The following is a 14350-nucleotide window of genomic DNA, read 5'->3' as shown; positions in this document are numbered from 1 at the left end:
GGGCGCGGTACTCCGCCGGTGCCGACGCTCCGCGGCGCCTGTAGGCTGAATGGCTGAGATGAGATGGAAGTACACCTCGGAGGAGAGCACCACGTGAGCGCGCAGGGCAGCGCCGGGGGAGTCGTCGTGGCCATCGACGGTCCCTCGGGGTCGGGCAAGTCCAGCACGGCCAAGGGCGTCGCCTCGGCACGCGACCTCTGGTACCTCGACACCGGGGCGATGTACCGGGCCGTCACCTGGTGGATGCTGCGCAACGAGGTCGACACCGCCGACCCCGCCGCCGTCGCGGCCTCCGCCGCGCACCCGGTCATCACCATGGGCACCGACCCCGCCGCGCCCACCGTCCAGGTGGACGGCCGGGACGTCGCCCGTGAGATCCGCACCCCCGAGGTCACCACGCACGTCAGCGCCGTGAGCGCGGTGCCCGAGGTGCGGGAGCGCCTGGTCGCCCTCCAGCGCGACATCATCGCGCGGGCGCGGCGGCAGGCCGGAGGCATCGTCGTCGAGGGGCGCGACATCACCACCGTGGTGGCCCCCGACGCCCCTGTGAAGATCTACCTGACCGCCAGCGCCGAGGCGCGGGCGCACCGGCGCAGCCGCGAGGTCAGCGCCGACGCCGCGGCCACCCAGGCCGACCTGCTGCGCCGCGACCGCCTCGACTCCAGCCGGGCGGCCTCGCCGCTGACCCGGACCGAGGACGCGATCGAACTCGAGACCACCGGCCTGAGCCTGGACGAGGTCATCGCGATCGTCGTCAAGCTGACCGACGAGGCGGTCGCCGGAACCGGATCCTCGGCGGCGGTCTAGCCGGCCGCGCCCGGCACGGCGCGGCTCCACCTTCACACAGCACTGCTCGCGGCGCCCGACCGGGCGCCGCGCCGTTTCCGCTCCGCGGCACGCATCCTGGGCGCGCGGGGCGGCGAAACCGGGAGTACCGCAATGACTGACAGCAGCCGTGCCCGCAGCGGCGGGCCCGACAACGGCGACGGCGACGGCGAGGTCCGGGTCAAGCCGGTGGTGGCCGTGGTGGGCCGCCCCAACGTCGGCAAGTCCTCACTGGTCAACCGCATCATCGGACGGCGCGAGGCGGTCGTCGAGGACGTCCCCGGGGTCACCCGCGACCGGGTCGCCTACGACGCCTCCTGGCAGGGCCGGGAGTTCACCCTGGTCGACACCGGCGGGTGGGAGACCGGCGCCGCCGGACTGGCCGCCATGGTGGCCCGCCAGGCCGAGTACGCCGCGCAGACCGCCGACGTCATCCTGTTCGTGGTCGACGCCACGGTGGGCATCACCGACGCCGACGAGGCGGTCACCCGGGTGCTGCGCGCCACCAACCGGCCCGTGGTCCTGGCCGCCAACAAGGTCGACGGCGGGCTGCAGGAGGCCGACGCCCTGGAGCTGTGGAACCTGGGCGTGGGCGAGCCGTTCCCGGTCAGCGCCCTGCACGGGCGCGGCTCGGGCGACCTGCTCGACGCCGTGATCGCGGCCCTGCCCGAGACCGCCGAGCCCGAGGAGGAGGACGACGACCTGCCGCCGCGCGTGGCGCTGGTGGGCCGGCCCAACGTGGGCAAGTCCAGTCTGCTCAACCGGCTGGCCGGTGAGGACCGGGTGGTGGTCGACTCCGTGGCCGGCACCACCCGCGACGCGGTGGACGAGATCATCGAGCTGGGCGGCCGGCGGTGGACGTTCATCGACACCGCCGGCATCCGGCGCCGCTTCCGCGCCCTGCAGGGCGCCGACTACTACGCCACCGTGCGCACGTCCTCGGCCCTGGAGCGGGCCGAGGTCGCCGTGGTGCTGATGGACGTCAGCGAGCCGCTGGCCGAGCAGGACATCCGCGTGGTGGAGCAGGTGGTCGAGGCGGGCCGGGCGCTGGTGCTGGCCTTCAACAAGTGGGACACCCTCGACGAGGACCGCCGCTACTACCTGGAGAAGGAGATCGACCGCCAGCTCTCGCGGGTGTCGTGGGCGCCGCGGGTGAACATCTCCGCCAAGACCGGCCGGCACATGGAGCGGCTGGTGCCCGCGCTGGACACCAGCCTGGAGGGCTGGAACACCCGCATCCCCACCGGCCGGCTCAACGGCTGGCTGAAGGAGCTGGTCGCGGCCACGCCGCCGCCGGTGCGCGGCGGCAAGCAGCCCAAGATCCTCTTCGCGACCCAGGCCGACGCCCGGCCCCCGCAGTTCGTGCTGTTCACCACGGGGTTCCTGGAGGACAACTACCGCCGCTTCATCGAGCGGCGGCTGCGCGAGGACTTCGGCTTCGAGGGCAGCCCGATCAAGCTGACCATGCGCATCCGCGAGAAGCAGGGCAAGTCCGGCGGCAAGGCGTCGCGCGGCAGCACCCGCCCCGACTGGAACCGCTGACGACCGCCGGGCGGCGCGCGCCCGGACCGGTGGGGACCGGCCCCGGCGGGCCCCACCGGGGGCGGCCGGGGTCAGCCGCTCGGCCGCCCGCGCCCGGCGGGCCCCGCGCCGTCGGTGTCGCGCGCCGACACGGTGGCGCGGGCGCCCGGCAGGGGGCGGTTGGCCGACTCCGCCATGAGGCTCACCGCGACGATCCCGATCACCCCGGCCAGCATCAGCTGCGCGGCCGGGGCGTAGGGGTTGCCGGTGGCGTCGACCAGCGCCTCGGCCACCAGCGGGGTGGTGCCCCCGAACAGCGCCACCGAGACGTTGAACGCGATGGCCAGCGCCCCGTAGCGCACCCGGGTCGGGAAGAACGCCGGGAGCGCCGCCGGCGCCGCGCCGGAGAAGTGCACCAGGGTCAGCGCCAGCAGCAGCATGCCCGCCAGCACCCCGGCGTAGGTGTCGCGCTGCAGCAGCCAGAACGCCGGGAGGGCCAGCACCACCGTGCACACGCTGCCCGACATCAGCACCGGGCGGCGGCCCACGCGGTCGCTGAGCCGGCCCACCAGCGCCACCGTCAGCAGCATCGCCGCCATCGCGGCCAGGGCCATCAGCAGCCCGTGGGTGGGGCTGTAGCCCAGCACCGCGCTGAGGTAGGTCGGCATGTAGGACGTCGTCATGTAGTTGTTGACGTTGAAGACGAGCACCAGTCCGACGCACAGCAGCATCGGGCGCCACTGGCCGACCACGGTCTCCCGGAGCCGGTGCGAGCCGCGCTCCCCGGCCGGGCCCGCGTGGGCGCCGGCTTCGCCGAAGGACTCCGCGGCGGTGAACACCGGGGTCTCCTCCAGCCGCAGCCGCAGGTACAGGCCCACCGCGCCCAGCGGCAGCGCCAGCAGGAACGGGATCCGCCAGCCCCAGGAGTGCAGGTCGGCGGTGTCGAGCACCCCGGTCAGCACGGTGACCAGCAGCGCGCCCGCCATGTAGCCGCTGACGGTGCCGAACTCCAGCCACGAGGCGAAGAACCCGCGCCGCCGGTCGGGCGCGTACTCGGCGATGAAGGTGGTGGCGCCGCCGTACTCGCCGCCGGTGGAGAACCCCTGCACGAGCCGGGCCGCCAGCAGCAGCACGGGGGCGGTGATCCCGATGGCGCCGTAGGAGGGGATCAGGCCGATGGCGAAGGTGCCCACCGCCATCGTGATCATGGTGATGGCCAGGACCCGCTTGCGGCCGATGCGGTCGCCCAGCGGGCCGAAGAACAGGCCGCCCAGCGGGCGCACCAGGAAGGCGGCGGCGAAGGTGGTGAACGTGGCGATGAGCTGCACGGCGGGTGAGGCGGCGGGGTAGAACACCGCGCCGATCACCACGGCCAGGTAGCTGTAGACCCCGAAGTCGTACCACTCGGTGGCGTTGCCCAGCGCGGCGGCGAAGACCGCGCGGCGCGTGGTGCGGTGGTCGGCGACGATGGGGCGGGCGACGGCGGAGCCGCCGGAGGGGGAGCGGCCGGACGCGTGGTCGGTGGCGCCGGCCGGGGTGCCCGGGGCGGTGCCGGCAGGGGCGCCGGAGGGCGAGCCGGAGTCGGCGGGGGAGGCGGTCGGCTGCTCGGCGGGCGTCCCGGAGGGGAAGCCGTGCGGGGCCGCGGGAACGCCCGGCCGTCGGGGATCGGCCCCTTCGGCGCCCGGCTCTGGCGCCTCGTGCCGGTGGCCGCCCCGGCCGGCTGCGTCGGATTCGCCCACGACCGCTCCGTCCTGTGCCGCCGCGCCCGCGCGCGCCGTCGTGCCTTCGCGCTCGCGCGGCCGCGCGGTGGTGGCGGCTCGACCGCCCACCGCAGCCGGTGACCAGCGCGCACTCCCGTGTGCGCCCATGGTGCCACGCACGGTCCCAAACGGGCGTGAGGGCCGCCCGGCGCGTCCTGCGCGGGCGCGGCGGACGGGGGGTGCGGTGGCGCGCAGCCCGGACGAGGGAGGGGGCGCGCGTGCGCGGTCGCCCGATGGACACGCCCGGCGGCGGCCTGTTACCGGGCTTGCGAGAACACCTTAGGAGCGCGGCCGAAACCGGCCGAAATACGGGCGGTCCCGGGCCTGCGCGCAGACCGATGCGTCTGTATCATCTTCCCGGGAAGCCGAGATCGTCCGCTCGATGCCCGTCCGTCCGCTTTGCGGTCGAACGAGCGCCGAGTCGCGGTCCGCACGGTCCGCGTAGCGGTGTCCGGCGGTGCCCGGCGACCGGGCGGCTCCACTGGAGGGGAGGAGCCGCGGGAGGCGCCCGCGCGAGCGGTGCCTCCTTTTCCATGTCCGGCGGCGGCGCCCGGCGCCGCCGCCCCGCGTCCCCGCGACCGGTTGGTCCGAAGCGGGTGGGGTTCGGTGGGCGGCACGGCGGTGTGTCGGGCGCCCCGTGCGGTCCCCGGAGGCCGGGGGCCGCGGGTTCGGCCTCGGGCCGTCCTCCGCTCTGTCCCCCGCCCGATCGGGGTGGGCGTGGGGCCCCTTGCGGTGGCACGAGGGCTCCGCCGCCGCGCCGCCCGCCCGAAACGTCCGGTCTTTGGCAGACTCGGCCGGGACGGCACACCCCGCGGCGCGCCCGACGGCGCGCCCCGCGCCGCGCGGCGGCGACCGCAGCGAGAGGAGCGGCCATGCCCGACTACGGACAGGACCTGCGCTTCGGCGTCTTCCCTGCGCCCGACGCCGACCGCCTGACCCAGACCCTGGAGTTGGCGCAGCTCGCCGACCGCGCCGGCCTCGACCTGATCGGTGTCCAGGACCACCCCTACCAGCGCCGCCATCTCGACACCTGGGCGCTGATGGCCACCCTGCTGGCGCGCACCGAGCGCGTCCGCGTCTTCCCCGACGTCGCCAACCTCCCGCTGCGCCCGCCCGCCGTCCTGGCCAAGGCGGCCGCCAGCCTGGACCTGCTCTCCGGCGGCCGGTTCGAACTCGGTCTGGGCGCCGGAGGCTTCTGGACCGCCGTCGACGCCATGGGCGGCCCCGCCCGAACCCCCGGCGAGGCCGCCGCCGCACTGCGCGAGGCCGTCGACGTCGTCCGGCTGATGTGGTCGGGCGAGCGGTCGGTGCGCTACGACGGCCGCCACTACCGGCTCGCCGGGGTCAAGCCCGGCCCCGCACCCGCCCACCCCATCGGCGTCTGGCTGGGCGTCTACGGACCGCGCCTGCTGGAGTTCACCGGCCGCGCCGCCGACGGCTGGGTGCCCTCCAGTGCCTACGTCCCCCCGGAGCGCCTGGGCGAGATGAGCGACCGCATCGACACCGCGGCCCGCGAGGCCGGGCGCGATCCCGCCGCCGTACGCCGCGTCTACAACGTGATAGGGGAGATCACCGCCTCCGGCGGCGGCCCCGGCTCGTTCCTCCACGGCCCGCCCGAGCGCTGGATCGACGAGTTGACCGCCCTCGCCCTCGACCACGGTATGGACACCTTCGTGTTCGCGCCCCCCGGAGACGACCCCGCCCAGGTGGAGGTCTTCGCCGCCGAGGTCGCCCCCGCCGTGCGGGACGGCGTCGCCCGCCATCGCGGCTCCGCATCGGGGTAGCGGGCACCCGGACGCCCCGCCGGCGGCCCCGCGCCCGCCCGGCACCCGGGACACCCGGCACACTGAGCACACCACCCACCAGCGCAGGAGGAACCATGGACGTGGCGGTCAGCGACGCGCCCGAGCGCAAGCGCTACGAGGCCCGCACCGGCGACGAGGTCGCCGGGTTCGCCGAGTACATGCTCACCGACGAGATGATCGTCTTCACCCACACCGAGGTCGATCCCGCCTACGAGGGCAAGGGCGTCGGCGGCGCGCTGGTGCGCGGCGCGCTCGACCACGTCCGCGGCAGCGGCCGGTCGGTGCTGCCGCTCTGCCCGTTCGTGAAGGGCTGGATCCAGCGCCACCCCGACTACGCCGACATGGTCTACAAGGGCAGGCCCAGCCGCGTCTCCGACTGACGCGCGCGGCGGCGGCACCCCCGAACAGCGCGCACACCGCGCAATCGGGGGGTGCCGCGCGGCACCCGGAAGGGCGGTGGCAGGATCACCGCCATGACCATCGCAACCGAGCGGGCCGCCGTGCTCGCATTGCACTGGCAGGTGAACGTCATCCGGCCCGAGGGGTTCTTCGGCGGCATGCTGAGCGAGCCCGTGCGGCACAGCGGGGTGGTCGGCCGCGCCGTCGGCTTCCACGCCCGCGCCCGCGCCGCCGGCCTCCCGATCGTGTTCACCCGCTTCGTGATCCCCGAGGGCGAGGGCGCCCTGGTCCGCAACACCGCCTTCATGGCGGCGGTGGGCGACGCCCAGGAGAGCTTCCGCCCCGACGCCCCCGGCAGCCTGCTGATCCCCGAGATGGCCGCTCTGGAGGAGCGCGACGTCGTCGCCGACGGCCAGCGGCTCTCCGGCCTGGCCGCCACCGACCTGCCCGACCGCCTCGCGGCCATGGGGGTCGACACACTCCTGGTGACCGGTGTCGCCACCAACCTCACCGTCGAGCAGACCGCGCGCAACGGCACCGACCTCGGCTTCACCGTGCACGTGATCGCCGACTGCACCGCCGCCGCCGACCCCGATGTGCACGCCGCGTCCCTGGCCAACCTCGACCTGACCACGGCCGGGTGCCTGACGGCCGAGGAGGCGCTGGCCCGGGTGACCGGCTGAGGTTCCCCGCGCCCGGCCCAAGCGATCCGCAACCGGGTTGCAAGCGGACCGCCCCTACCATGGGCCGGTAAGCGAACACGGACGGTAGCGGCGCCTGGTCCGGCCGGTCGGCTCGGGGGGCCGACCCCGGCGCCGCGCCGGCCGTGCCACGGGAGGAACCATGCTGCGCATCCACTTCGACCCCGCGCGCCCCGAACCCGTCCACAGCGCGGCGCGGCCGGACGCCATGTGGGAGGTCCTGCTCAGCCTGCACACCCTGCAGGACCCCTTCGCCGACCCCGGACACGACCGCTGGCGGGCGCGGGTGCGGCGCGACATGACCGAGCCGATGCGCCGGCTGGCCGCCCTCGCGCCGCCCGAGGGCTACTCGCCCGACTTCCTCACCCCGCTGGGCGCGGGCACCGGCCACCCCGCCGGAACCGAGGGCCCCGGCGGCCTCGACGCCGGGCTGGCCGCGCTGCGCGCCACGCCCCCCGACCGCTTCCGCCGCGACCTCCACCTGCTGGCCCGCCAGGACGACCCCGAGCGCGGCGCCACCGCGCGAGGGCTGCTGCGCGAGGGGCCCGCCGCGCTGGGGCCGCTGGCCGAGGCCGTGCGCGCCTACTTCGACCTCGCCCTGGCCGCCGAGTGGGACGCCCGCACGGCGCTGATCGCCGAGAACCTGGCCCCGACACCCCGCCGTCCGGCGCCGGGCCGCCCGGCGGCCGCGTCCGCGCCGCCTTCGGACGCCGGGGTCCGCGCCGTGCCGGGCACGCGGTCCGCGCCGCGGGCCGGCGGGCGCGCGGGAGTCCGCACCGGGCGGGTCCGCACGCCCGGCCGCGTGCCCGCGGCGCGGGTGGCGGCGGCGCCGGCGGGTGCGGCGGGGGAGAGGGGCGTGCGCGGCGCGGTCGGGACGACCGCGGCGGCCGTGGGCACGGGCACCGGCGCCCTCGGGGCGGGCCGGGCGGCCCAGCCCGCCGGAGGGGACACGGGCGGGCCGGTGCCGCTGCCCGCGCCCCTGCGCCGCTCGGCGCGGTGGCGGGGCCCGATCCTGGAGATCCCCTACCCGCTGCACCGCGACCTCCGGCTCGGCGGGCGCCCGCTGCACCTGGTGCCGTCGTACTTCTGCCGGCGCTATCCCATCGCCCTGCGCGACCCGCTCCAGGCGGTCGTGGTGGTCTACCCGGCCGTGCACACCGCGCTGGTCCCCCTGCGCACGTCGCTGGAGCCGCAGCGGCGGGCCGCCCTGGAGAAGCTGCTGGGCCGCACCCGGGCGGCGGTCTTCGAGGCCCTGGCCGAGGGCTGCACCACCACCGAGCTGTCGCAGCGCCTGGAGATCTCGCCCGCCTCGGCCAGTGAGCACACCACCGTGCTGCGCGGTTCGGGGCTGGTGGCCAGCCACCGCGAACGCAACACCGTGTGCCACCGCGTCACCGAACTCGGCTTCCGCCTGCTGCACGGCCACCGCTGACGTCCTGTGGGCCGGCCGCAGCGCAGGGCGGGCCGGACCGAAGGAGTCCGGAAGCAGGCCGAAACGGCCTCCCGGCCCGCAGCGGCATTGGCGGGGATCGGTGCTCGGGCGGGGGATGAGGTCGTTACGGGGCGCCGAGGGCGGCCGGTGGCCGGGCGGGCGGGTGTCGGGGCTTGGAGTGCGTGGCGCCGGCCGGACAGCGGTGGGCCGACAACGAGGCGGGACGGCGCGTGTGCCGAGATGGCCCGGTTGAGTAGCCTGGCGGGCGTTTTTTCACTTTTGCGGTTATCCAGCACGCTTGTTTGTTACTCCGGCTGGATTTTCCGGTCTGTACAGAGGTGCGGCGGGGGCGTTTCGCTGCCGCTGGTCTCAGTATGTGAGACGTGGGTAAATATCGTGTCTGGTTTCGCGAATTATGTCGGATTGTTTGGCCGCCAATCTCGCATTACCGGTCGGTGCGCGTGCTGAGAAGGCGAGATCACCGGTCGGTGGCTTGTATTCGTCTCAACATGTGAGACGTGGTGGGCGGTGGTGCGCTTTCCAGCCGCATCGGCGCCCCGGACACGGCGAACGGAGCGAGGCCGTCGCGCGTAGCCGCGTCCTTCCGGCGCGCCGCGATGCGAGGGCGCGGGGCGCCGGGGCCGAATGCCAGTGCCTCCAGGCCCGGTGGCCGCGTATCCGGGCCCCGGTCACCGTCGCCGCCCCGTCGGCGCCTTGTTACGGCATTGGGGGCGGCGTCGTGCGCCTGGCCCGGCGCCCGCTGTCCTCGCCGCTGCTGAGAGGGGGCCTTGGGTGCGCCGTCCGCCCCGCCCGGCCCTCCGCCACCGCTCTCCCCGCGGTCCGAGGTGAGCGCCGGCGTACCGGTGGCCGCCTGCCGGCCCCGGAGCCCCCGGCCGCCGCCTTCATGCCTCCGCAACTGACTCCGCCGGCTCCGTTCCCCCGCCGGCGCCGTTGCCCGTTCGGACGCGGCTGCTCACCTCACGTCACCGGCCTCGCCGCCGCCTCGGCCAGGCCGACCAGTGTGCTCAGCGCCGCCAGGCGGGTACGGCCGGGGCCGTGGGCGGTGGGCAGCGCCCCGGGTGCCAGCAGGACCCGGCAGCCGGCGCGCTCGGCCGCCTCCGCGCCGCTGGGGGAGTCCTCCACCGCCCAGCAGTCGCCGGGCGCCACTCCCAGCAGTTCGGCGCCGAGCAGGTAGGGCAGGGGGTCGGGCTTGCGCCGCTCGACGTCCTCGGCGGTGACCACGGCGTCGAACTCCGCGCCCGCGAGCGCCTCCAGCACGACCTCGGTGACCTTGCGGGGCGAGGAGGTCACCAGCGCCGTGGCCGCCCCCGCCGCGCGCACGCCGCGCACCGCCTCCACCGCGCCCTCCAGCACGGGCACCGAGTCCCGCAGGACGCCGGTGACACGGTCCACGATCCGCTCGTGGAGCGCGTCCAGTCGCGCGCCGGTCACCGCGACACCGGTGTACTCGGCCAGCATCCGCATGGTGGTGCGGTCGTCGGTACCGGTCATCGCGTCGCGGACGGCCTGGTCCAGGGGGCGGCCGAGTTCGGCGGCGACCTCGTCGAGCGCGACGCCCCACAGCGGCTCGGTGTCCACCAGCGTGCCGTCCATGTCCCACAGGACCGCGCGCGGCGCCACCGCCGCCTCCGTGCTTCCGGCCCTCTCGGCCGCGTCGGCCTCGGCCGCCCCGCGGGCCTCCGGCGTCACCGCCATGCCTCTCCCATCATCCGGCCTTTGGCGGCGCCGTGCGGTCCGCCGCCCAGCAGGATACGGCGCGGCCGATACGCGCGACCGGGCGGGATGGGCCGGGGAAGCGGCGGGCGCGGCCGGGTTCAGGTCAATGAATACTCCGAAAAAACCGGAACAAAGAGAAAGACGGCCTTGTTTGATTTTTGCGTTGGATTTCCTATAGTGGTCCCCACCGACGCGAATCCAGCAGCGCCGATTGAGTAGATCTGAGGTACCGCCATGTCTCGGAAGGTTGAAGTCCTGCTTGTCGATGACTTGGACGGCGGCACTGCCGAGGAGACCGTCGAGTTCGGCCTCGACGGCAGGAGCTACCAGATCGATCTCAGTTCCGCCAACGCGAAAAAGCTGCGCGAGACCCTGTCGCCGTATTTGGACAGCGCCCGCAAGACCTCCCAGGGCAGCCGCCCCGGTCGGCCGCGGCGCAAAACCGCCGACAGCGGCCAGCGCGCCGCCGAGATCCGGTCCTGGGCCAAGCAGGCCGGCAAGCGGATTAACGACCGCGGGCGCATTCCCGCGGACATCGTGGCGGAATATGAGGCCGCTCACTGAGCGCGGGTCCGCCGCGACTCAGACCGACAGAACCCGACCCAATGGAGGCGGGCCCCCGGGCCCGCCTCCATTGGGGTTTCACTGCGTCTTTCGCGCGATTCCGGCCATCCCGAGCTGTTCTCCGGGGGTGAGCCGGCCGGGGTCCACGGGGCCGTCGGGCCGCCACAGCGCGGTGTAGACCACTCCGGGCTCGACGAGTTCGAAATCACCGAAGTGGCGGGCGATCTCCTCGGGCGTGCGCGCCCAGCCCTCCTCCAGGCTCTCCCGCGTGATCCGGGCCAGCTCCTGCTGGGCGGGCAGGCCGGTGTCCACCAGCGAGGTCATGAACAGGTAGCTGCCCGGCGCCAGGCGCTCGCGGTAGGTGCCCACCACCTCGTCCACCACGTCGGGGGAGAGGTAGTGCAGCATGCCCACCAGCATCAGCGCCATCGGCCGGTCGAGGTCCAGCAGGCGGCGCGCCTCGGGGTGGTCCAGCACCTTCTCGGGCTCGCGGACGTCGGCGGTGAACACCCCCGTGTTGGCGTTCTCGGCCAGGATCGCCTGGCCGTGCACGGTCACCAGCGGGTCGATGTCCACGTAGACCACGCGGGCGTCGGGGTTGACGCCCTGGGCGACCTCGTGGGTGTTCTGCACGGTGGGCAGCCCGCTGCCCAGGTCGAGGAACTGGTCGATCCCGGCCTCGGCGGCCAGGTGGCGCACGCCGCGCACCAGCACCCTGCGGTTCTCCCACGCGGAGTCCTTGAGCCCGGGGATGTGCTGGGCGGCGTACTCGGCCAGGGCGCGGTCGGCCGCGTAGTTGTCCTTGCCCCCCAGGAGCGCGTCGTAGGCGCGGGCGATGGTCGGCCTGCTGAAGTCCATGCTCGGGGGCGGCCACGCGCTTCCGGCCGCCGCGGCGCGTTCGTCGGACATGGGGGGTCCTTCACCGTTCGGGGGGTGTGGGGTGGTGCGGAACATCGTAGGGCCTTCGCGGCTCCGGCGCGCACGGCCGCGCCGTCCGCGCCTCCGGCCCCGCCGACCCGCCCGCGACCCCCGCCCGCCGCGCGGGCGCCGGGTCAGGCGTCGTAGTCGACCGCCACGTCCTGGCTGCGCGGGTAGGACTGGCAGGTGAGCACGAACCCCTTCTCGACCTCGGCGGGCTCCAGCGCGTAGTTGCGGCGCATGTCGACCTCGCCGGCGGTCACCCGCGCCCGGCAGGTGCCGCACACCCCGCCCCGGCACGCGAACGGCAGGTCGGCCCGCACCGCCTGGGCGGCCGACAGCAGGGTGCGGTCGGGCGGCAGCGGCGCGGTGGTGGAACGCCCGTCCAGCAGCGCGGTGAGGCGGCCGGCGGTGCCCGGCGCGTCCTCGGCCGCGCGGCGCGGAGGCGGGGGCGGCTCGTCCACGTAGAACAGTTCGAAGTGCACCCGCTCGGGGGGAACGCCGGCCTCGGCCAGGACCGCGCGGGCGCCCTCGATGAGCGGCAGGGGCCCGCACAGCCACACGTGGTCCGTCGCCGCGAGCGGCACCAGCGCGGCCAGCAGCCGGCGCAGGCGGTCGGGGTCCAGCCGCCCCGAGAGCAGTTCGGCCTCGCGCGGCTCGCGGGAGAGCACGTGCACCAGGTGGAACCGGTCGCGGTGGCGGTCCTTGAGGTCGGCCAGCTCCTCGGCGAACATCACCGTGGCGCTGGTGCGGTTGGCGTAGACGAGCGTGGCCCGGGACCGGGGGTCGGCCAGCACCGACGCCGCGATGGACAGCACCGGCGTGATCCCCGAACCCGCGGCGATGAGCAGGTGGTTGCCCGGGGCCGCGGGGTCGGCGCGGAACGCGCCCGAGGGCGGGGCGGCCTCCACCGTGTCGCCGGGCGCGGCCTCGCGCACCAGCCACGAGGAGAACAGGCCGCCGGGCACCTCGCGCACGCCGATGCGCAGCGGGCCGCCCGCCGGCGCGCACACGGAGTAGGTCCGCCGGTGCTCCACCCCGCCGACCCGGCGGCGCAGGGTGACCGACTGGCCCGGCGCGAACGCGAACTCCCCGGCCAGCTCGGCGGGGACGTCGAAGGTCACGGCGGCGGCGTCGGGGCACAGCCGCTCGACGGCGGCCACCCGCAGGGGGTGGAAGACGGGTGCGCGGCGCCGCGCACCGGACACGACGGCGCTCACGTCAGATCTCCTTCACGTGCTCGAACGGCTCGCCGCAGGCGGCGCAGCGGTACAGCGCCCTGCAGGCGGTCGCGCCGAACTCCGAGGTCAGCTCCGCGCCCCGGGCACCGCACCGGGGGCAGCGCAGGGCGCGGCGGCGCGGCACCAGCGACAGCGGCACCGGGCCGCCGTGGCGGGGAGCCGGGCCCGGCGGGGAGATCCCGTGCTCGGCCAGCCGGCGCCGGCCCCGCTCGGTGATCCAGTCGGAGGTCCAGGGCGGGTGCAGGGCGGTGCGCACCCGCACCTCGGTGAACCCGGCGGCCTTCAGCGCCCGCACCACGTCGGCCCGCATGGCCGCCATCGCCGGGCAGCCGGAGTAGGTGGGGGTCAGCGCGACGTCCACCCCGCCCTCGGCGTCGGCGGCGACCTCGCGCAGCACGCCCAGGTCGGCCAGCGTCAGCATGGGCAGCTCGGGATCGGTGACGGCCGCCGCCGCGCGGCGGGCGCGGGCCGTGGCCGCCGCCTCGGGGCCCCGCGCCGCGCTCACCACGACCCCAGGGGGTGCGCGCGGGCGACCGACTGCATCTCGGCCAGCAGCCGGCCCAGCTCCTCGGTGTGCACGCCGTCGCGGCCGGCCCGCCCGCCGACCCGGGCCAGGCCGGGGACCTCGGGCGGGGCCAGGCCGGCGGCCGCCCACACCTCCTCCAGCACCGCCGCGCAGGGCGCGCGCAGGTCCGCGGGGTCCGGGCCGATGCCGGCGCGGGCCATGCGGCGCTCCACCGGGTGGGCGGTGAAAAGTTCGTCGCGGTAGGGCCACACCGCCTCCAGGGCGGCGCCCACGCGGCGGCGGGACTCCTCGGTGCCCTGGGCCAGCACCACCGTCCAGCGGGCCGCGTGGTCGCGGTGGTAGGCGACCTCCTTGACGCCCTTGGCGGCCACCGCCGCCAGGACGGGGTCGCGGGAGCCGCGCAGCCGCTCCAGCAGGGCCAGCCGCCACACCGAGAACAGCAGCAGCCGCACGGTGGAGCGGGCGAAGTCGCCGTTGGCGGTCTCGACCAGCCGGACGTTGCGAAACCCCGGCTCGTCGCGGAAGAACGCCAGCGCGTCCTCGGGCGGGGCGGGCGACCCGGGCGGCAGCACCGGGACCGCGCCGGGGTCGGCCTGGGCGGCGCGCGCCAGCAGCGGGCGCGCCTGGCCCAGGAGGTCCAGTGCGATGTTGGCCAGGGCGACGTCCTCCTCAAGCTCGGGCGCGCGGCTGCACCACTCGGCAAGGCGCTGGGCCAGAACGAGGGCGTCGTCGCCCAGCATCAGGCAGTAGGCGGCCAGGTCGGCGCGGTCCACGCCCTCGGGCACGGCGGTGTCCACCCCGGCCAGCGGGTCGTCGAACCCGGTGCCGAAGGCCCAGTGGGACGCGTCGGTGTCGCCGAGCAGCCCGGCGTAGACCGACTCCTGGTCCCCGGTGGCGTCGTGCGGCGTCATCGGCGGCTCA

General features: G+C 75.7%; 13 protein-coding genes. 7 read left to right on the top strand and 6 right to left on the bottom strand.

Annotated elements, in window-relative coordinates; genetic code table 11:
• Window positions 1-93 precede the first annotated feature (93 nt).
• Both cmk and der read left to right on the top strand, forming a co-directional pair.
• On the top strand, window positions 94-807 hold the full coding sequence (gene cmk / locus HNR12_RS04945) for a (d)CMP kinase (RefSeq protein ID WP_179766381.1): 714 nt from the start codon (window positions 94-96) through the stop codon (window positions 805-807).
• Window positions 808-939: 132 nt separating this feature from the next.
• Window positions 940-2367, top strand: coding sequence for a ribosome biogenesis GTPase Der (gene der / locus HNR12_RS04940; protein ID WP_179766380.1), 1428 nt, complete (start codon window positions 940-942; stop codon window positions 2365-2367).
• Between the two features lie 71 nt (window positions 2368-2438).
• On the opposite strand, the gene HNR12_RS04935 is transcribed toward der, so the two are convergent.
• Complete coding sequence (locus HNR12_RS04935) at window positions 2439-3815, bottom strand: MFS transporter (RefSeq protein WP_222600972.1); 1377 nt, start codon at window positions 3813-3815, stop codon at window positions 2439-2441.
• A 1163-nt stretch (window positions 3816-4978) separates the two neighbouring features.
• Here HNR12_RS04935 and HNR12_RS04930 point away from each other — a divergent pair.
• From HNR12_RS04930 to HNR12_RS04915, 4 genes are all read left to right on the top strand, one after another.
• The gene (locus tag HNR12_RS04930; RefSeq protein ID WP_179766378.1) at window positions 4979-5890 is read left to right on the top strand and encodes an LLM class flavin-dependent oxidoreductase; all 912 of its coding nucleotides are present in this window, start codon (window positions 4979-4981) and stop codon (window positions 5888-5890) included.
• A 95-nt stretch (window positions 5891-5985) separates the two neighbouring features.
• The gene (locus HNR12_RS04925; protein ID WP_179766377.1) at window positions 5986-6291 is read left to right on the top strand and encodes a GNAT family N-acetyltransferase; all 306 of its coding nucleotides are present in this window, start codon (window positions 5986-5988) and stop codon (window positions 6289-6291) included.
• 93 nt (window positions 6292-6384) lie between these two features.
• Complete coding sequence (locus HNR12_RS04920) at window positions 6385-6993, top strand: cysteine hydrolase (RefSeq protein ID WP_179766376.1); 609 nt, start codon at window positions 6385-6387, stop codon at window positions 6991-6993.
• 160 nt (window positions 6994-7153) lie between these two features.
• Window positions 7154-8443, top strand: a complete 1290-nt coding sequence (locus HNR12_RS04915) for an ArsR/SmtB family transcription factor (protein WP_179766375.1) — start codon at window positions 7154-7156, stop codon at window positions 8441-8443.
• Window positions 8444-9421: 978 nt separating this feature from the next.
• Here HNR12_RS04915 and HNR12_RS04910 read toward each other — a convergent pair.
• Entirely contained in the window at window positions 9422-10159 is a 738-nt protein-coding gene (locus tag HNR12_RS04910; protein WP_179766374.1) for an HAD family hydrolase, read from the bottom strand.
• A gap of 255 nt (window positions 10160-10414) precedes the next feature.
• On the opposite strand from HNR12_RS04910, the gene HNR12_RS04905 reads away from it, so the two are divergent.
• Complete coding sequence (locus HNR12_RS04905) at window positions 10415-10744, top strand: histone-like nucleoid-structuring protein Lsr2 (RefSeq protein WP_179766373.1); 330 nt, start codon at window positions 10415-10417, stop codon at window positions 10742-10744.
• Window positions 10745-10822: 78 nt separating this feature from the next.
• On the opposite strand, the gene HNR12_RS04900 is transcribed toward HNR12_RS04905, so the two are convergent.
• From HNR12_RS04900 to paaC, 4 genes are all read right to left on the bottom strand, one after another.
• Entirely contained in the window at window positions 10823-11653 is an 831-nt protein-coding gene (locus HNR12_RS04900) for an SAM-dependent methyltransferase (protein WP_179766372.1), read from the bottom strand.
• A gap of 143 nt (window positions 11654-11796) precedes the next feature.
• Window positions 11797-12882, bottom strand: coding sequence for a 1,2-phenylacetyl-CoA epoxidase subunit PaaE (paaE, locus tag HNR12_RS04895; protein ID WP_179766371.1), 1086 nt, complete (start codon window positions 12880-12882; stop codon window positions 11797-11799).
• A 1-nt stretch (window position 12883) separates the two neighbouring features.
• The gene (gene paaD / locus HNR12_RS04890; protein ID WP_372451108.1) at window positions 12884-13411 is read right to left on the bottom strand and encodes a 1,2-phenylacetyl-CoA epoxidase subunit PaaD; all 528 of its coding nucleotides are present in this window, start codon (window positions 13409-13411) and stop codon (window positions 12884-12886) included.
• A complete protein-coding gene (gene paaC / locus HNR12_RS04885; protein ID WP_179766370.1) occupies window positions 13405-14340 on the bottom strand; it encodes a 1,2-phenylacetyl-CoA epoxidase subunit PaaC in 936 nt (311 codons plus the stop codon). The genes paaD and paaC overlap by 7 nt, the downstream gene beginning before the upstream one ends.
• Window positions 14341-14350 lie beyond the last annotated feature (10 nt).

Source organism: Streptomonospora nanhaiensis, from assembly GCF_013410565.1.
Classification (GTDB): domain Bacteria; phylum Actinomycetota; class Actinomycetes; order Streptosporangiales; family Streptosporangiaceae; genus Streptomonospora; species Streptomonospora nanhaiensis.
The sequence above is the reverse complement of the archived record's forward strand: the minus strand, read 5'-3'. Positions and strand labels throughout refer to the sequence as shown.

Bases quoted from the DNA above. Each gene is read 5' to 3' on its own strand.
- HNR12_RS04910 (WP_179766374.1), bottom strand. From the start codon at position 10,159: ATGGCGGTGACGCCGGAGGCCCGCGGGGCGGCCGAGGCCGACGCGGCC.
- HNR12_RS04930 (WP_179766378.1), top strand. From the start codon at position 4,979: ATGCCCGACTACGGACAGGACCTGCGCTTCGGCGTCTTCCCTGCGCCC.
- HNR12_RS04925 (WP_179766377.1), top strand. From the start codon at position 5,986: ATGGACGTGGCGGTCAGCGACGCGCCCGAGCGCAAGCGCTACGAGGCC.
- HNR12_RS04920 (WP_179766376.1), top strand. From the start codon at position 6,385: ATGACCATCGCAACCGAGCGGGCCGCCGTGCTCGCATTGCACTGGCAG.
- HNR12_RS04905 (WP_179766373.1), top strand. From the start codon at position 10,415: ATGTCTCGGAAGGTTGAAGTCCTGCTTGTCGATGACTTGGACGGCGGC.
- der (WP_179766380.1), top strand. From the start codon at position 940: ATGACTGACAGCAGCCGTGCCCGCAGCGGCGGGCCCGACAACGGCGAC.
- paaC (WP_179766370.1), bottom strand. From the start codon at position 14,340: ATGACGCCGCACGACGCCACCGGGGACCAGGAGTCGGTCTACGCCGGG.
- HNR12_RS04915 (WP_179766375.1), top strand. From the start codon at position 7,154: ATGCTGCGCATCCACTTCGACCCCGCGCGCCCCGAACCCGTCCACAGC.
- HNR12_RS04900 (WP_179766372.1), bottom strand. From the start codon at position 11,653: ATGTCCGACGAACGCGCCGCGGCGGCCGGAAGCGCGTGGCCGCCCCCG.